The sequence below is a fragment of the Paenibacillus sp. 453mf genome, from assembly GCF_900116105.1.
Taxonomy (GTDB): Bacteria; Bacillota; Bacilli; order Paenibacillales; family Paenibacillaceae; genus Paenibacillus; species Paenibacillus provencensis.
Genome location: NZ_FPAC01000001.1, coordinates 753,868 through 771,559 on the forward strand (window position 1 = coordinate 753,868; position 17,692 = coordinate 771,559).

The following is a 17,692-nucleotide window of genomic DNA, read 5'->3' on the forward strand; positions in this document are numbered from 1 at the left end:
GGTCTGTAGGGGGCTAATAAATGTCGATCATTCAAGAAGAACATGATATTCTTCATCAAGTGATTTTTAAATTAGAAAATATGAATATGGAAGTGAAGTTTCCTATTAATAGGATATCAGATTATCTCGGACAACAGGGTTACACACGAGATTACCAAAGTACAAATCAAATAGTCGTCATGTACAAGGACGGAAAGAAGGTGGCAATAACAACCTCTGCCATCTGCTTTGAAGTATTAGATTCTAGTGTGAAAGAAAAATATAAGCAAAAATTTTACTCATATATTATTTCTAGATCAAAAATTTTTTTTGAATCAGCTCTCCAAAATAATAAAGCCTCTAAAATTAATTTAATTCAGAACCAATTGAGAACATGTGTATCAAATATGTACTATACATTGCACAATAGTTTTGCATCAATGGTTGAATTTTATAAAACCGAGCATTTAATAAATGAAGATATAAAAGAAAATTGGGGAAATAACGAAGATGAAGAAACAATGTTAGGGCATTTTATCCCTGATGCACTTAAGGTCTTTCTTCAAAATCTTGATTTATTATTAGTTCAGAGAGGGAAGAATGTCTACAAAATGACATAATGAAATGTGGCAAACTAAAAAGTTATCAAAATCCCTTTTCATGGATATTCCCAATATTTTGTGATTCATTTGAACAGCCTGATTTCAAGGCAATAATTGACTCAATGGCAGAGATTTTGAAGAAAGTATCGATGGAGAACATAGGTGTTGATGATTCACAAAGAAGATCGACATTTGAAAAACAACTTAAAGCTTCTTTAGAAGAAGTTCAAAGATATTTAATTGAAGATACCGAACCTAAAGAGAAATACTATTTACTTGCTTTTTCTGGATTTCTAGGTTATGGGTATATGTTAAGACAATTGGGTGATTATGATTCATTATTTGACATGAAGACAAGCAAGAAAGATATTATTAATTGGACAATTGTTACTTCCAATTTTTTTGGTTTCGTAGTGAATTATTTGAATGAAAGTACCAATGAATCTAGCAATAAAATTCAAAAGTTAGATGCTATTAGTTCTCCGGAAATAATAAGCTTAGGTCATTTAGATACTGATACAATGGCAATGACTTTGACTGGTATTATTATTGATTATGCTTTCAATTTTGTAAATGTAATAAAGAATCTTTACTTGAGACAGGGATACAGTATGTTAAACCACAAGGGAATCGTATCAAGCTTTACTAGCGATTCTACTGAAATTACAATTTACAAGATGATATCTGTAACTCCTCTTGAATGTTATATTACAATATCAAATCAAGGAATCTTCAGAATAGATGTACGAATTACTGGCACACGAAATCAAGAGAGTTTTAAAGAAGCAATAAATCATTATTATTTAGAGAAGTATATTGAGTATGATATTCTAGAAAAAGATTTGATGGTTTCAGTTTCGGAGAGAGCGCTTTTGGTACGAGGAATTCCTACAACATATGGCGAACATATGAGCTTTAATTATATAGAGCTCCTTAGCGGTATTCATCCGTCTGTTGATCATCAAATACATATGAGAATTAGAAGAGCACTAAGTGATCTTGACGAAGCGTCTCAAGTTGAAGATGTACTGACCCGCAGCTTTTTTTCATCGAATTTAAGTGAAGACTCTTTGAGCATGAGAATAAGAACTATCTTGAGGAGAAGAGAGGAATATATAGGTAAAAGCAGAATCGTATTAATCATATTCAGCTCTACGAATATAATAAGTAATTTGGAAGAATCATTAGCACGAATGAAAAACAAATTTAATGAACAAATTACAGGTATTCAGATACACATTGAACAAGTTTATCTTTCAGAATCCGATGTGCGGCAAATATTAGTGAAAAAGGATTATAGTAAATTAGAGTTTAGTATTAACGAGTTAAAAAAGATGTATTTAAATCAGATGGCTAACGTTCCAGCACAGGTTCAGGATATAATACAAGAGAATCCACATAGAGAAGAGCTATTTTTAGAAGAAGAAGTTAACTGAAATATTGCTGGTGGCGTTTTTTTGAATAGCGTAGCTAATTACAAAATTCTTAAACACACACTGTTTGAACATATATTTATTCTACCTGCCACTGGAGACGCAGGAACAGCTATAGGCAGCATTATATAAATATCATAGCAGTTTTTCAAAATCTGCATATACGTATGGTTCAATATTTTCACTATATAACGGCAAGGAATATGATGAATCAAGCATAACGAATCAGATCAGAGGAGAGGAGTTTGGATCAAATGGCAAGGAAAGTGAGTGGTTATGGCTGATTGACCCGCTTGATGGGACGAACAATTTTGCAATCGGTATTCCCATGTATGGCGTCTCTATTACGGTGATGCATCGAAAGAATGTTGTACTCGGAGTTATTTATGATTCACATCTGGATCAGCTATATATTGCGGAGGCTGGTGGAGGCTCATTCAGAAACACAAAAGCTATAAAAGTAAGAGAAGCATTACCATTAAAAAAGATGTCTGTTGGTTGGATTCAGGGGCACGTTGTACAGAAAAATATCGAGGCGGCAGCAATAAAGTCACGATTAGAGTTTGAAGTTAAACGGGTTATTAGCCTTTGGGCTCCATCTTTGTTATGGTGTATGCTTGCTAGGGGAGATAGACAAGGAATTGTTCTTTATAATTCTGAAGGGGAGGATTTATACTCTGGGGTTCTTATGGCTAGAGAAGCCGGAGCATGTATCGTAGACTTTCAAGGTCGTAACTTTCATGGAATAAATCCAAGCCTTATCTTATTGCTTGTCATCCAGACATGAAGAATGAATTAGTTAGACTTGTGCAAATAGCACGTTCATCCGACTGAGCAATGGTAAAGTTGAGTATACGATTATCTCAAATTTTCCTATATGTACAAAGCACTCACTACTATAGCGAATCAAGAAAAGCACGTGCATGTAAATTTTCTCGAGGGCATTGTTATGGGGAAAATAGATCTATTAGAAGTCGGCTAAATGAACTGCACCCAAATTGTTAGATACAATATACAATCTATCAATTTGGAGATGCAGTTTTATTATGGTTTAACATTCAAGTGATCTAAAAATAAAGATTTTTCAGAGGTTCAACTCAAAAGTAATCTCCTAATCAATTTTGCAAAGCAAGTAAGCGTTAACTAAGGGGCACTTTTTAAGTATCCGCTCTACCTATGGCAGCTATGCTTCGGTTTCTTTCATTTTTTTATTCATAATCACTCATAAAGGAGACGTTTAATAAGTAAACAAGCCTAATGGACAAATGGTGAACCATGAACGCACTGCGATAGTTAAGAATAATCACTTAATTTTTTGTTTGAGTATTATTTTTAAGTGATAATATTAATTTATGCCTTTGTACGCGAGGTTGAAGCTGAATATATTGGTAGCGGAACTAATGCATATCGTATAAAGAGAGCTGATTAGGATATGACAATTTGCAACTTGATAAACTTTCACTTTTACATACAATATCATATATAAAACTGTTATCATCATTACCCTCGAACAAGTAACTGCAGCGCTTATTAACTTTTATTGGATAATTCGCGGTAATTTTCTAACAAGGAGCCATAATATTGAAAACGAAAATCCTATTGTTTAGTTTGATTTTACTAATCCTTTCAGGATGCTCTGATAAAACAGCTCATGTGAGTCTTCAAGATGAACTAGATAATGTGCTTAAAGAAGCAGATATACATGCTGAGCGAATACTACATTATGAAATAAAAGGGAATGGAGTGGTCGCTTTTTATGTAAAGGATAACGGCATTGATTCGAGTTATGTGGAGTATAATTCTGGAAAGTGGCAACTTGTAGATAGTTCTGGCAGCGCGTCTTTAGTGGAAACAGATCTGCCGATTTCTTATGTTTGGGAGTATACAAATGATAAGCCGTTTAGGGCTGTTTTTGGCTCAGTAAATCAAGAAAGAATAACCCAGGTGAAGGTAAATGGGGAGCCTGCAAAAATAATAAAGTTTGGAGATGGGACCACATTATGGTACGCAATTCTAGAAGAACCTTACTCTAACGAAGATAAACTAGAGGCATTCTCCGATAGTGGGGAAATGGTCTATAAGAAAGAGTAGTAGTTTTATTTGTGTCTGATTCGGATTAGGGGGTTCGATCCCCCTAGGCTCCATAACTAACAAACCCATTAAACACTGGTAATTCTGAGTGTTTAATGGGTTTTTTTATGTCCAGATCGTGAAGAAACAAGAGTGAAGTCAAACGTTTGACGACCTCGAGAATTTTTCCTTACCTCCATAACAAATATAATTGCTGGATGTGACTGAACCCGTCTTTGGTCTAATTCAAGCGCAGTCTGCGGGCGGAGGTTTTGGCTCATCTAAATTTATATAATCAACTTGATTATATAACTCATCGGATCCAAAGTTGGCGAAAGATCAGCACAATCCAGGATGCCGGGAAGGAGACAGATGAAGTTAAAACGCTAATTGAATTTAGAAATGTAGCGAAAGAATGGGGAGGCAAGCAGCAAAGAGTTGCCATCGCGAGAGCTGTGGCGAAGAATCCCTTGCTTTTACTTTGTGATGAGCCCACCGGAGCGTTGGATTACGTAACAGGCAAAGCTGTTTTGAAGCTGCTTCAAGATTTAAATAGAAATATGAAAAAGTGTGTAGTCTTGGTCACACATAATTCCGCTATTGCTCCTATGGCCGATAAAATTATTAAGGTTAAGAGCGGAAGGATTGAGAGCATCACGCTAAATAACGCGAAGCAAAGCGTTGAAGGGATTAAGTGGTGAGTATGAAATTATATCTAAAGCTAGTTAGAGATATTAAAGAGCAGTTTCCGGATAAATCATTATTAATTAATGTCAAAAGCAGTGATCCTGCAGAAGGAGAGCTTCTGGCCGCATATTTATCCAAGCTTCCTACGAAGCAACAGAATTTACTGTCGAAGGACACGATGAAGAGTTGTTTGCTTCCTTATCTGTCTGTTGGCTGGACCGGTTATATGCCTGCTGCATGCGAGCATACTCAGCTCCATAATCCGGATAAGATTGCACCTCGGCTATGGGGCTGGCCTGATAAGCCGGATGGATCAAGCTGATTCTCGTGTTATTGACGTCGTAGGCGATGGAAGTGACTTTTCGGGAGGATTTGATACGCCAGAGGATATCAAGAAACTTCCTGATCATTATTCTGGTGGTATATGGACGAACCCGTATTAATCAGATTTCTTCTCCTATATCAATAAAATGCTTGATTTATTATTTTAATCTGTTATAATAGATTTTACTGAGTTGTTAACATTAATTTATGTAACAACTGCCTTTAGCGGCATGAGCTTACGGACTCTTAGCTCAGTTGGTAGAGCAGTTGACTCTTAATCAATTGGTCCAGGGTTCGAGTCCCTGAGAGTCCATATATTTAACTAAGACCCTTACGTAGTAAGGGTTTTTTTATGTTTTTCAAACTCAAAAGGATATTGTTTTTCGAACATAGAAAGATTCGTGTCCCTCCGCTCTTGCGGCTGAGAATACATAACATAATGGGATATTCAGGGCATATATATTGCTTAGCAGTTATGGCTCAAGGGTAAAATAAAGCAATCTTACCATACATAATGTATGATATTGTGAATTCATTACTCTTCCTTATTTCTAGGATGAAGTACAGGAGGAATCAGACAAATGAACCCTCAAGTATTGATTGTCGGCGCCGGTCCAACGGGCTTAGTGCTGGCTTTGGCATTGCAGAAGCAGGGAATCCCGTTTCGTATCATTGACAAAAACAGCGGAACAGGAGAAGCCTCTCGAGCGATTGTCGTTCATGCGCGAACACTGGAGTACTACCAGCAGCTTGGACTTGCAGATGAATTGGCTCAGCGGGGAATTCCCATCCAGGAACTACAAATTCGTAAAGACGGGGAGCTTAAAGCGCGCATGAAGATGGGGGATATTGGACTTGGGATAAGTCCCTATCCTTATGTGCTTAGCCTTCCTCAGGATGAGCATGAGGAGGTTCTTGAAAATACGCTGAAGGAGAGAGGGGACCGTGTGGAGTGGAACACGGAGCTTGTTTCTTTCAGTGAAGAAGGAAATGCGGTTCATGCAGTACTTTCGAAGGACGGAGTGTACGAGGAGGCCCTATTCCAGTATATGTGCGGCTGTGACGGCGCTCATAGTACGGTGCGCAAAGGACTGGAGCTCTCGTTCTCCGGCGGAACCTATGAGCAGATATTTTATGTGGCTGACGTGAAGAGTGCCGTCCCCATTCATGGCCTGCATGTAAACTTTAACAATGACGGATTCTGTCTCACAGCACCGGTGCGCACGACAGGATATGTCAGATTGATCGGAATTATTCCGAAATCGGTGCTGGAGCAGGGACTTCCGGAGGATTTTTCCCCTATTGCTCCCTATGCGTCTCATAATACAGAGGCGGAGATTCAAGATGTAAACTGGTTCTCTACCTTTAACGTTCATCACCGAGTCAGCGAGCATTTCCGTAAGGGACGAATCTTTATTGCAGGAGATGCAGGGCATGTCCATAGTCCCGCAGGAGGACAAGGGATGAACACAGGTATTGGGGATGCGATGAACCTAGCCTGGAAGCTTGCCGCTGTTCTTCAGGGAGAAGCAGACGAGCAAATTCTGGATTCCTATGAAACGGAAAGAATTGGATTCGCAAGAACCCTTGTAGCAACGACAGACCGAGCATTTCAGATTATGGTGGGCAAGGGAATCAATACCAAATTAGCGATGGAGGTGGTCATTCCGTTTTTTGTACCTGTCCTGTTCCATCTCCCGCCAGCCCGGAGAAAAGCTTTTGAAATGCTGTCCCAAACACGGATTCATTATCCTGACAGCCTGCTAAGTGAAGGCAAAGCCGGCCATCTGCACGCAGGCGACCGTTTGCCATGGGTAGAGATGTCAGAAGACAATTACAAGCCGCTGCAATCCATGAAATGGCAGATACATGTCTATGGTCAAGCAGTTCCGGAATTGGCTCAGTTTGCTGTCGATAATTCCATCCCAATCTATGAGTTCAACGACCGAGCAGCGATGAAAAAAGCAGGCATTCCACTCAGCTCCCTATTTCTTGTCCGGCCGGATGGATATATCGGCTTTGCTCAAGCGGTGCAGAATGTGGAACAGCTTGTCACCTATCTGAACAAGATAAAAATTAAGATGTCGAACTAATTGAATACGGTCAAACTTATCATAAAATCCTTACACTCAGCGGATAGACGTACGGCTGATCGGGGGCTGTTGATTTCTTCCATTCCATGATGCGAATAATAGGCAGTTTGGTTCCGTTATGCGTCGTCGTATCGATTACACCGGTAGCTTCAATCCATGTATCCTCCTCAAGCGGAGCTGCTTGCGGAAATTCAGCCAGAAAACCGATCAGTGCGGCATCTGCGATACAATGGGTAATTAAAAACCTCGATATAACGAGTTGGTTTTCCGAGAGTTCTTCATCCCGAAATACAAAACCGGACAGCTGAATGGATCTGCCAGTGTAAGCATCCGGCGTGTTAGCAATACGTTCATAATAGGAAGCAAAAAGATGCTCCTGCATCACAATGGAGCGTTTCTCCTCCAGGTCCGCCATGATTTGCTCGAATTCATCCCTCGATACCGTGTTCTCCATAACGCCTTCATCCTCTGCATGTTCATCAATGATGGCTCCTTCAGATGAAGGGGCTTCCGCAAGCTCTGTATGCTGGTTAGCCAAATCAGGCTCTTCATTTAATTCTTCGGATCTGGATGTTTCTGTCGCTGCTGATTCTTGCTGTGAGCCGGTTAACAGCAGCATACCTCCTTTTTTATCTGCGATGGAAGCGTTCAGAACCTGAGGAGGTACAAGGAATCCAGCAGCCAGCGGGAATATAATAATTGCATAACCGATGAGTTTCTTATAATTTATCTTGCCATCTCCGTGATCATGATGACAGTGCTCCTCTCCGCAATGGTGAGATTCATGCGGCTGGATTAAATTGCCCTGTTTTTCCTTAGAAGGAGGATGATGAATGTGTTCATGACGGGTATAGTTATGCTTCATTATTTCCCAGCCTCTACTGAGCTGAATCAGAAACAGGCACGCAAATAGGATAGCGGCGCTTAGACTGAGCAGCTCATATTTTGGATTAACGAACTTTAAGATTTCACCGGTGAAATGCAGCCGGAACAGCATGATGGAAAATAGCAGCAGGATGCCAGCTCGAAGGAGCTGTTGTCCATTCCATTTGATGTTCATGAGCGGAACGAAGCCTCCTTATATATAGGGGTTAAGCAGCATAAGTGATGTAAATATGGTAAGTATGACGAGAGCGAGAAGGCACACAACAAATCGGGTACGAAATACACTAAGCATCATAATTGTGTTCTTAAGATCCAGCATGGGTCCGAAGATAAGGAATGCGAGTATTGGTGTTGTACCGAATAAATGGCTAAAGGAAGAACCGATAAACGCGTCTGCTTCCGAGCATAAAGACAGAACAAAGGCGAGTCCCATCATGACAAGGGTAGATGAAGCCATATCTGTACCCATACCGAGCAGAGTTTTGGCAGAGACGAAGGTTTGAACTGCTGCTGCGATAAAGGCTCCGATAATGAGAAACTTCCCCATGTCAAAAAATTCGTCAATGGAATGATGCAGCATATGCTTGATGCGTACAGCAATAGAAGACGTTTTTTGCTGACTACCGTGTGAATGATGCTGAGCATTGGACACGGATTGGGCCGAGGTAAATCTGAATTGATTCCCATCAAATGACATGCTCACCGCAAAGGTAATCAGCAGAGCAATCAAGAACCCGATGCCCATACGAAGCGCAGCCATTTGCAAATCGTTGCCAAAAGCCATGTAGGTGGAAGCAATGACAATCGGGTTAATGAGTGGACCGGTAAGCATAAAACCGACACCCGCGTAGAGCGGAACTCCTTTTTGAACGAGCCGTCTTACGATGGGTACAATACCGCATTCACAGGCGGGAAACAGCGCACCGATAACACAGCTCATGACTATAATGGCAGGCTTGCTTGTGGGGAGCCATCTCCGAATATGATCTTCTGTCACAAAAATTTGAATAACGCCGGCGATCAGTACACCAATCAGTACGAACGGAAGTGCTTCGATGAGTATGCTTAAGAAGATGGTGTTCAGCTGAAGAAGACTGGATGGAATATGAAGTGCTCCTTGCCACATGGAAATGAAGAGAACCAGCATTAATGAGAACCCTAGCAGGAGGAATCCGCTGATTCCTACATATGAAGCACGTGATAAACGGTACATAATGACCTCCCCTATCTGGAATGGAGTTATGATTCTATCATTTTGCTCTATTATTCTTACTATATGAAAGCCGATGAAGAATAAGAACTTCATAGATTGATAATCGTAACATTTCCGAATTGAGATCTGAAACTGATTCTCTTAAGAAAGATTTAAGAATTTATTCCCTTGATCTTAAAAAGAATCAGATACTCTGTACTCATTAGGAATTTATGTACAACGAGGGAGTAATGATTATGAAACAAAAAATTCATCTGTATCCTGTGCTCATACTAGGTTTGCTGCTGCTATATTCCTATGTAGTGATCAAGGTCATTTTGTTTAAGTTCGGAACTGTTGATCTTGATATACTCGGCGAGCTGTTATACAGGGTCATAGAGAATCCAGCATCTCTGAGTCAAACGATGAGCTATAGATCCAATCTGATATTGCTGCATACGATAAAAGACAGTTTGGTGCATCCAACAACACATAATTTAATCAATCTGTTTGGTAATGTAGCCATTTTTATCCCGTTTGGATTTTTGGCAGGAACGATGATCAAGCAGCTGAGCTTTGTCGTTGTCATGCTGCTGTCCTTCAGCTTTAGTCTGCTGCTCGAATGCGCACAGATTGTTTTTAGTATGGGGACCTTTGACGTTGATGATCTGCTGCTGAATACATCGGGAGCATTTATTGGATATTTACTATGGAAGCTGTGCAAGGTGCTTATCAAGAGAGAGGAACCATCAGCATCTCCAAATAAAGAAGTAGATGGATAAGTGTAAGTAGAATAAGATCTGTCGCTAGTGGACAGGCTGTTTTCAAACTTAATTACAACTGGGACTTGGATTATAACCCTGTATTCTACTCTATTGATAAATTTGCAGTAGCATGGGATGGAGGATATTCTATAAGACCTGGATCGCTAGGGTGGGGCGGAGTAAAGCTTGATATTGGACACGATCATAGTGGAAATCTATCTAGTAGTTAACAATGCAATTGGTGAGTATTGGCTTAAAAGATGCAAGTTGGCACCCCTTCAGTCACTTTTAGCGTGAAGGATGTACCATCTTTAGGTCTTTCTGTATTATGGGTATGAGGGAACAAATACTGCATTCACTCAAATAAAGTGGCATCAGTATGATTACTTAATTCAATAATGAAAGTAGGTATGACACCATATGGACGGCTCCGATTTTCTAACACTACTTAATGTGGTAGTCGTTTCCTTTGGTTTTATATGTAGTTTAATTGATTCTATACGTGAAAATAAAAAAACAACAAAGTTAATCTCATGCATTTTATTTACTTTGTTAACTCTCATTTTCGTCTTATCAAATTAAAAGCGGCTGTCCCAAAAGTAAAACTTTTGAACAGCCTCAGTTTCAAAATAGTATAGAGTGTAAAAGGCAAGGAGCTAAGCGGTATATTATCGCTTAGCTCCTTGGATTTTTGGCGTTCACTACTATCCTTTTCAAGGGCGAGGGAAAACCACCCACCCTCGGGCACTGTAATTATCTTCTAACATCTATTGCAGCTGTTTTCGTTTCGTTATCCACATTAATGTAAGCGCCAAGGCTTCACCAACTGCACGCAGAGGTACATAGGTACGACCATTAATCAGAACTCCGTTATTGATTCTTTTTTTCGGATGTCTCTATGATTAATGTTGTTTGTTGTGTGGAACGAAAATAGTGATCCACCAAAATAATATATACACGTATCCAAGAGAGACATAGATAGACCATAGTGATCCTTCGCTCAGTTTGTGGAATAGATGCTCAAATTCGTTATATCCTGCGGATCTCCCAATGCTGTTATATATACTGACTAAGGGTATAGTAAGAGTCATTATTATCGCGATGATCGCGAAGGGGACTCTCTTCTTTCGAAACAAGCTAATAACAGCCGTCACAAGAGTAGCAAGCAGTAATAGATATAAGAGAATCCAGAACCAGTCAGGCAGCGTTTCCCATTCCATTATATACCCTCCATACCGTTCAATGATCAAAGCTTATTATAACCCTCTCAATTATATACAAAATAAACAAAATGATATTCTTTATTTAGTTGATTATTGTCCGACACTAACCGTCGGCTCAATGACAGTGAGTGTATTCTCATAGGTGTTCAAATTTACCGTCGCCCCGATCGGTATTGCGGCTTTGTATATTCCGTGAGCGGTGGTCACATTGGTCATAAGCGGCTTGCCTAGCGGTACGATGACTTCTTCAATTAACTGCTGGTAGGAAACTCCATAGGCCTCTAGACATCCCGTGCATTCTCCCATCACAATACCCGCACATTCCTGCAATTTATTCGCCAGCAAGAGATGGTTCAAATAACGGTAAATCGTATTCGTTGGTTCATGCGTTTCTTCAAGCAACAATATTTTGTCCCGTACATCGATCTCATAGGGAGTTCCAATTGAATCTATGAAGGAAGCTAAATTCCCTCCAATGATAGGACCGGTTACATTGCCTTGAATCCTGCTGATTTGAGGAATGCCGGGAGGGTTCGTAATCTGTCTTTCAAGCTGAATAGTAGAGGTGGCGTTAAAAAATTGGTCGAAGTTATATGCAGGTGTTTGCGGTGCGAAGTCAATAAGCATGAGGCTCTGCAGTGTAATAAGGTCCGCGTATTGATAGAGGACATTCAGCAGAATTGTAATATCACTATAGCCAGATACAATTTTGGGATTATTGCGAACCACATTATAGTCAAGGTAGGGAAGAATGCCGGCAACACCCGTGCCGCCGCGCGTAGCCAGAATTAATCTGACCTCTTCATTCTCAAACATGCTCATAAGGTCTGATGCCCGCTCCTCATTGGTGCCTGCGAGGAACCCATTCGAATCATATACATGGTTGCCAATAACCACATTAAGTCCTGCTGTCCGAAGGATCTCTATGCGGGCATCAATGGTGGCGGCGCTTAATGGGCTTCCTAATGTAACTAGACCCACGGTATCTCCTGCTTGTAAAATAGGGGGAGCAACAGCCATATTTCGACCCTCCTTATATGAATCCCGATTCCAAGTGTGCATTTAATGATGTGTATGGAGATTTACGATGAATTATGTTCTTCGGTCTTCTGTAAATGAGTATTAGTTTAATTTACAACCATTAGAATGATAAAATAGAGCAAGGCATATGTGAGCACTAGCGAAGAAAGTAGGAGAGTTATGACGACACTACAGCAGTTAAAATATGTTATTGAAGTCGCGAACCGCGGTTCCATGAATGAGGCGGCCAAGCGGCTGTTTATATCTCAGCCGAGCTTGTCCAAGGCGATAAAAGAGCTGGAGGAAGAGATTGGTATCACCATATTTGAGCGGACAAATAAAGGAATCACCCTGTCAATGGAGGGCGCTGAATTTATGGGGTACGCCAGACAGGTGACAGAACAAGCAGAGCTGCTAGAGAGCAGATACCGTAACGCGAAGCCGTCCCCGCAGCACTTTTCCGTCTCTACCCAGCATTACGCCTTTGCCGTCAATGCTTTTGTTAAGCTGGTGAATGAGCACGGATTAGATGAATATGAGCTGGCGCTTCGGGAAACCAAGACTTATGAAATTATTGAAGATGTCAAAACACTGCGCAGCGAGATTGGAATCTTGTATTTGAATGAGTTTAATGCCAAGGTAATCAATCGACTCCTGGATTCTGCCAATTTGCAGTTTCACAGTTTGTTTGTCGCGAAGCCGCATATCTTCATTAGTGTCCATAACCCGCTGGCGAAGAAGCCTATTGTTACCATTGAGGAGCTAGAGGAATATCCTTATTTGTCCTTTGACCAAGGCGAATATAATTCTTTTCATTTCTCTGAAGAGATCTTAAGCACGCTTTCACATAAGAAGAGCATTCGTGTCAATGACAGAGCAACGCTGTTCAATTTGCTGATCGGTCTGAATGGGTATACAATTTCAACCGGCGTCCTCAGTGCAGACTTGAACGGAAATGATATTATTCCCGTACCGCTGGATTGTAAGGAAACGATTAACGTGGGGTGGATCGCTCATAAGAATGCAATGATGTCCAAGCTGGCGGCGGCTTATGTGGAGGCACTGCATGAAGCGATTTTATAAAGAACTTTCTTCGTCCGGAAGCCTTGAAGAAAGCAAGAGCGCAATTTCAAAATGGAGAAATCTCTCAAGAACAGCTGACACATCCTTGCACACTATAAATTCTTGAGAGACGTTGCAGGTGATGATGTTGTAGCGCGTCAAGCCATTCCAGCTCCTGCTCAGTTCTTGTTTGAGCTGCAGCGCGGAGAGTATCGTGAGCTTACAGCCAAGATATCCTAATAACGATGATCTTGTCAGAGACACGGCAGATGCATATCGCCAAACGATTCTGGCATTCTACGAGCTCGGCTGCCGTAGTATTCAGCTGGATGATTGCACATGGGGCGCACTCTGCGACCAGGGCTTCATTGGTATGTTTACGAACAATGGAGGAGATATCAAAGCTCTTGCTGAAACTCTTGCCCGTGTCAACAGTGAAGCGATTGCTGACCTCCCACAGGATCTTGTGGTCACGACGCATGTTTGCCGCGGTAACTACAACTCCACATGGGCTTCCTCCGGGGGATATGAGCCGATTGCTGAAACATTGCTTGGCATCAATAACTACGATGCGTTCTATCTTGAATTCGATACGGATCGAGTATGTGGATATTAATCGGATTTGCCTTAGCCCGCAATGCGGATTTGCTTCAACAGAAGAGGGCAACTTGCTTACAGAAGAACAGCAGTGGAATAAGCTTGTCTTCATTAAAGAAATAGCAGACGAGATTTGGAAATAATAGATTTATAGCTGATTCATCAAAACGCAGGAGACAAGGAGCAGCCTTTGTAAGGTCTTCTCCTTGAATGAGTTGTGAAACGGATTCATCTATTGAAATTTGCTATATAACTTGCAATGTATAGAACGAATCGCTATAATATGAGAGTGGTCTATTAAATATGCGGTCGTGGCGGAATTGGCAGACGCGCACGGTTCAGGTCCGTGTGGGCTAACCCCCGTGGAGGTTCGAGTCCTCTCGACCGCATCACTTCATCAATGACAGGTTTCTGAACTGCTTTTTCTAGCAGTGAAGGAACCTTTTTGTTATTCGATATCTTGAAGCTGGTGCTCATTACCTGGGCAGAAGAAATCGTTGAACGGTAATCCAAATGAGCGTAAATATTAGCTGTAGTGGAAAAATGACTCTGACCGATCCATTCCTGAAATTCCTTCATACTTACGCCATTTGCCATTGAAGAGTAGAAGGCCGAGTTTCAGTCGGAACTCTCAGGTGAATTCAACTACAGGTAGCTTTGAGCATAAACTGCAACAGCGGCCAGGCTAGGTCTTTCGCATCCTAGTCCGCCGCTGTTGCTTTTTTTGGATCGGTTTTTTACTTTTCGGCAGTGCTCACGGAAATAGCAGCTGGTTGTTTTTCTTCAGACGCTTTTGGACTCGTATTAAAGTCGACCGGCGTAATGCCTTCCGCTTTCCACACCGTGCCTCTTTTCTCGTACTCAAATAACTTTTCTACGGAATTCGCGACTTGGGGCCCTAATTCACGATCGACCAAATACAAGGCCACGTCAAGTCCCGAAGTCACACCTCCCCCGCTCACGAAACGAGGACTATCTTCAACGACTCTTGCTTCAATCGGAATTGCACCGAAAGCTCCTAACGCAGCCATGCCGATATGATTGGTTACCGCATGTCTATCTTTCAACAAACCTGCCATTGCAGGTATCAATGTACCTCCACATACGGTAGCCACAGTGATTTCTTTATTGTTAAAAGCTTGTTTCAACATACCCGGTAAGTCTGTCTTCATGGCCTGCGCTAATATATTCGGAACAGCATCTTCCGAATTTCCCGCCGGCTTCCCTGCAGCTCCGGGCACCAAAATAATTCCCGGACGGTTTGGGTCTAATGCGGCTTGCGCTTCGAGAGCGGGTCCATTCAGACCGCTCGGGACAGAACGCTTGCCTTCTGCAGAAACCAATTCTACAGTAACTGCTCCTTTTGAGTACATTCCCGCGGCAGCGAATACTTCATATGGCGCTAATGCGTCCAGCAGATCGAAACCATCGAATAATACGACTTGAACATGCGTAGTTTTCTTGTCCTTGGATGCATCCTTGTTATCTTTTGTATTCGCACTTGCTGCAGAGGCAACTAGACTTAGAACCAGTGCAAACGACATGAGCAATCCCAATATTTTGTTCATCCTTATACCTATTCCTTTCGTTTAGCTCAAGGCATACAACGGAACGTAATCCCTTACCCTTAAGCGATGTTTTGGTGTTGTTAATAAAACCAGTACACTACTCAAATCATGCGGATGTGAGTGGGCCACCTCATTTAAGGGGTAACCACTGCCTCTCTGGATCGGCCGATCATTCTGATTATAATGTTAGGAATGACCAGCAGCAGCACAATGGAGCCGTAAACACCAATGATATAGCTGGTAGCGTAAACAAGACCGAATCCCTCATGAAAAAGAGAAGTGATGAGATGAATCAACATGTTCGTAAAACAAAAGGCGTAACTTCGGATCATCCAGTTCCGGTGCCGGATGATGCGTTTCTTTTTGATTTGTACGAGCGCCATACTGGTTATGAGCAGCCATATCATGTTTAGCGCATTGAACCCCATGCTTGTTATTTTTCCTCCGGTAGCGTAAGGCGCCATGTACCCGGAAGTCAGCACGACAAGAAGTACGGACACCAAATAAATGTAGCCGTTTATGCGATGGAATTTGCGGCTTTTTTCAAAGATTCGATTGGAAAAGTTGAGCAGCCCCGCCGCCATGGCGATGCAGGCAAACGCAACATGAACGCGCATAACGTTTAACCAGACCGGGAGATTAAGCTCGCGCTTCAGTCCGGTTTTATGGCTTAAAAAATCCCCGGCTCCGGGATCGATCATATAATTCTGCGTCAAGGCGTACATGATGTATACAATGCTGACACAGGCCAATATTCCGTATAATGTTTTCCGCTTCTTCATGCAATCCAATACCCCCGCGGCTTCACTTTTATTGCTTATACACATTTCCGGGTTAGGATACCCGTTTGCCTGTTAATTTGGATGCCGGCAGTATGCCGGCCCTGGCGAATCCGGTCATGTGATCTCCGCCCACGGCAGCTTCGAATTTCAGATTTAAGCGCATGGGTTTCGTGATTCGCAGCGACCAGGTAAGCTTATTGTCCTGTAGTAAAGGGTTTAAAAACTCGACGGTCTCATCCCCTTGTGTTGCCTTGCCTTGGATCGTCCCATTCCTTATGGAGATGGAGAGCTTGACCTCCAGTTTCCCAACAGGCGTAGCGATTGTCGTATCCCAATCCCCGTCGAAGTCAGATTCCCTGGATGATTTTATATCCAGGGTATCGTAAGTCATCCCCGCTTTGTTCATCGCAATGTTCGTTTCTTCGTCGGTCACTGCCATTTGAGAGCTAGGCGCAATGCCTTCTTCTCGCCAAACCGTTCCTCTCCGTTCATATTCGAACAGTTGCTCTACCGCGTGTGCGATGCGCGGTCCAAGCTCGCGTTCCACGAGATACAGCGCTACATCGAGTCCCGAAGTAACACCGCCGCCGGACACCAGGTTGCCGTTGTCCACTACACGTGCTGAGACGGGAATGGCGCCGGTTGCTCCAAGTACATCCATGCCCAGATGATGCGTTACCGCCGGTCTGCCCTCCAAGAGCCCTCCCATGGCCAGCAGCAGGGAACCGCCGCAAACCGTGGCGACGATGAGGTCTTTTTGCCCGATTGCCTGCCCAATCATTCCAGTCAATTCTGTATTCATTGCCCGCGACAAAATAGCCGGGGGCGAATCGGGGCCATCTCCTTCAACGTCGCCCGACGCACCAGGTACGAGAATGATGCCCGCACGTTTCGGGTTCAGTCTGCCGCTTGCTTCAATTTTTAACCCGTTGATGCCGCTAGTAACTGATCTCGGCCCTTCAGCGGTGACGAGTTCTACGCTTAACGCGTTATCAGCATATATTGCAGCGGCGCAAAAAACCTCGTAAGGCGCAATGGCATCCAGAAGGTCAAAGCCATCAAAAAGCACGATTTGAACCGTTAACATCCATAAACCTCCTCGTATTCAAAGTCAGTACGTTGATCCTCGAACCTGCGGGTCGATCAGGGGAAAGTTATTTTGTCAGAAGATCCTTCAGCGTGTGATATTCCTTCTCGTCGATTTCACCCCTAGCCATCCGGCCTTTTAGAATCAATGCGATGTCACGGTCTTTTTGATTGGATTCTTTGTAGCGATGACGAATCGCATAGATTCGAACTGCCACCAAAGAAAAAAGCGTGAGACAAAATAGAGCACCGAATGGAAAAAACGAGAAACTGCCGTGTTCCAAGCCCATGTCATCCTCCTTCATCCGTTTTGTATAGAACGAGC

General features: G+C 42.3%; 18 protein-coding genes, 2 tRNA genes and 2 pseudogenes. 13 read left to right on the forward strand and 9 right to left on the reverse strand.

The window, feature by feature from the left end; translation table 11 throughout:
- Positions 1–20 precede the first annotated feature (20 nt).
- The 9 genes and pseudogenes from BM415_RS03595 (at position 21) to BM415_RS03635 (ending at position 7,188) form a co-directional block, all read left to right on the forward strand.
- Positions 21–599 carry a hypothetical protein gene (locus tag BM415_RS03595; protein WP_091154672.1) on the forward strand — a complete coding sequence of 193 codons (579 nt, stop codon included), beginning with the start codon at positions 21–23 and terminating at the stop codon, positions 597–599.
- A gap of 131 nt (positions 600–730) precedes the next feature.
- Entirely contained in the window at positions 731–2,017 is a 1,287-nt protein-coding gene (locus tag BM415_RS03600) for a hypothetical protein (protein ID WP_139236944.1), read from the forward strand.
- A 21-nt stretch (positions 2,018–2,038) separates the two neighbouring features.
- Positions 2,039–2,146, forward strand: coding sequence for a carbamoyltransferase N-terminal domain-containing protein (locus BM415_RS03605; RefSeq protein WP_244533134.1), 108 nt, complete (start codon positions 2,039–2,041; stop codon positions 2,144–2,146).
- A 151-nt stretch (positions 2,147–2,297) separates the two neighbouring features.
- On the forward strand, positions 2,298–2,801 hold the full coding sequence (locus BM415_RS03610) for an inositol monophosphatase family protein (RefSeq protein ID WP_244533250.1): 504 nt from the start codon (positions 2,298–2,300) through the stop codon (positions 2,799–2,801).
- A gap of 794 nt (positions 2,802–3,595) precedes the next feature.
- The gene (locus BM415_RS03615) at positions 3,596–4,105 is read left to right on the forward strand and encodes a hypothetical protein (protein ID WP_091154680.1); all 510 of its coding nucleotides are present in this window, start codon (positions 3,596–3,598) and stop codon (positions 4,103–4,105) included.
- Positions 4,106–4,503: 398 nt separating this feature from the next.
- Positions 4,504–4,785: pseudogene (locus tag BM415_RS03620) on the forward strand (ATP-binding cassette domain-containing protein); the annotation flags it as partial.
- A gap of 44 nt (positions 4,786–4,829) precedes the next feature.
- Positions 4,830–5,214 (forward strand): annotated as a pseudogene (locus tag BM415_RS03625) (glycerophosphodiester phosphodiesterase); the annotation flags it as partial.
- A gap of 121 nt (positions 5,215–5,335) precedes the next feature.
- Positions 5,336–5,408 (forward strand) — tRNA-Lys (locus tag BM415_RS03630).
- 268 nt (positions 5,409–5,676) lie between these two features.
- Positions 5,677–7,188 carry an FAD-dependent monooxygenase gene (locus BM415_RS03635; protein ID WP_091154685.1) on the forward strand — a complete coding sequence of 504 codons (1,512 nt, stop codon included), beginning with the start codon at positions 5,677–5,679 and terminating at the stop codon, positions 7,186–7,188.
- 19 nt (positions 7,189–7,207) lie between these two features.
- Here BM415_RS03635 and BM415_RS03640 read toward each other — a convergent pair whose 3' ends face one another.
- Both BM415_RS03640 and BM415_RS03645 read right to left on the reverse strand, forming a co-directional pair.
- Positions 7,208–8,248, reverse strand: coding sequence for a TIGR03943 family putative permease subunit (locus BM415_RS03640; protein WP_091154688.1), 1,041 nt, complete (start codon positions 8,246–8,248; stop codon positions 7,208–7,210).
- 18 nt (positions 8,249–8,266) lie between these two features.
- Complete coding sequence (locus BM415_RS03645) at positions 8,267–9,286, reverse strand: permease (protein WP_091154691.1); 1,020 nt, start codon at positions 9,284–9,286, stop codon at positions 8,267–8,269.
- A 236-nt stretch (positions 9,287–9,522) separates the two neighbouring features.
- On the opposite strand from BM415_RS03645, the gene BM415_RS03650 reads away from it, so the two are divergent.
- On the forward strand, positions 9,523–10,047 hold the full coding sequence (locus BM415_RS03650) for a VanZ family protein (RefSeq protein ID WP_170862356.1): 525 nt from the start codon (positions 9,523–9,525) through the stop codon (positions 10,045–10,047).
- Between the two features lie 749 nt (positions 10,048–10,796).
- Here BM415_RS03650 and BM415_RS25410 read toward each other — a convergent pair.
- The 3 genes from BM415_RS25410 to BM415_RS03670 all read right to left on the reverse strand — a co-directional run bounded on the left by BM415_RS25410 (position 10,797) and on the right by BM415_RS03670 (position 12,272).
- On the reverse strand, positions 10,797–10,907 hold the full coding sequence (locus BM415_RS25410; protein ID WP_091159032.1) for a stalk domain-containing protein: 111 nt from the start codon (positions 10,905–10,907) through the stop codon (positions 10,797–10,799).
- Positions 10,908–10,931: 24 nt separating this feature from the next.
- Entirely contained in the window at positions 10,932–11,249 is a 318-nt protein-coding gene (locus tag BM415_RS03665; protein WP_091154699.1) for a hypothetical protein, read from the reverse strand.
- Between the two features lie 93 nt (positions 11,250–11,342).
- Positions 11,343–12,272 carry a S66 peptidase family protein gene (locus BM415_RS03670; protein WP_091154701.1) on the reverse strand — a complete coding sequence of 310 codons (930 nt, stop codon included), beginning with the start codon at positions 12,270–12,272 and terminating at the stop codon, positions 11,343–11,345.
- 180 nt (positions 12,273–12,452) lie between these two features.
- Between BM415_RS03670 and BM415_RS03675 the strand changes: the two genes are divergently transcribed.
- The 3 genes from BM415_RS03675 to BM415_RS03685 all read left to right on the forward strand — a co-directional run bounded on the left by BM415_RS03675 (position 12,453) and on the right by BM415_RS03685 (position 14,320).
- Positions 12,453–13,355 (forward strand): LysR family transcriptional regulator, encoded by a 903-nt coding sequence (locus tag BM415_RS03675; protein WP_091154703.1) that lies wholly within the window; start codon positions 12,453–12,455, stop codon positions 13,353–13,355.
- Positions 13,356–13,548: 193 nt separating this feature from the next.
- Positions 13,549–13,950 (forward strand): uroporphyrinogen decarboxylase/cobalamine-independent methonine synthase family protein, encoded by a 402-nt coding sequence (locus BM415_RS25415; RefSeq protein WP_244533135.1) that lies wholly within the window; start codon positions 13,549–13,551, stop codon positions 13,948–13,950.
- A gap of 286 nt (positions 13,951–14,236) precedes the next feature.
- Positions 14,237–14,320: transfer RNA gene (locus tag BM415_RS03685), tRNA-Leu, on the forward strand.
- Positions 14,321–14,668: 348 nt separating this feature from the next.
- On the opposite strand, the gene BM415_RS03695 is transcribed toward BM415_RS03685, so the two are convergent.
- The 4 genes from BM415_RS03695 to BM415_RS03710 form a co-directional block, all read right to left on the reverse strand.
- Positions 14,669–15,499 carry a DJ-1/PfpI family protein gene (locus tag BM415_RS03695; RefSeq protein WP_091154705.1) on the reverse strand — a complete coding sequence of 277 codons (831 nt, stop codon included), beginning with the start codon at positions 15,497–15,499 and terminating at the stop codon, positions 14,669–14,671.
- A gap of 134 nt (positions 15,500–15,633) precedes the next feature.
- Positions 15,634–16,281, reverse strand: coding sequence for a DUF2306 domain-containing protein (locus BM415_RS03700; protein WP_091154707.1), 648 nt, complete (start codon positions 16,279–16,281; stop codon positions 15,634–15,636).
- Between the two features lie 52 nt (positions 16,282–16,333).
- Complete coding sequence (locus tag BM415_RS03705) at positions 16,334–17,368, reverse strand: DJ-1/PfpI family protein (protein WP_091154708.1); 1,035 nt, start codon at positions 17,366–17,368, stop codon at positions 16,334–16,336.
- Positions 17,369–17,435: 67 nt separating this feature from the next.
- Entirely contained in the window at positions 17,436–17,657 is a 222-nt protein-coding gene (locus BM415_RS03710) for an SHOCT domain-containing protein (protein ID WP_091154711.1), read from the reverse strand.
- Positions 17,658–17,692 lie beyond the last annotated feature (35 nt).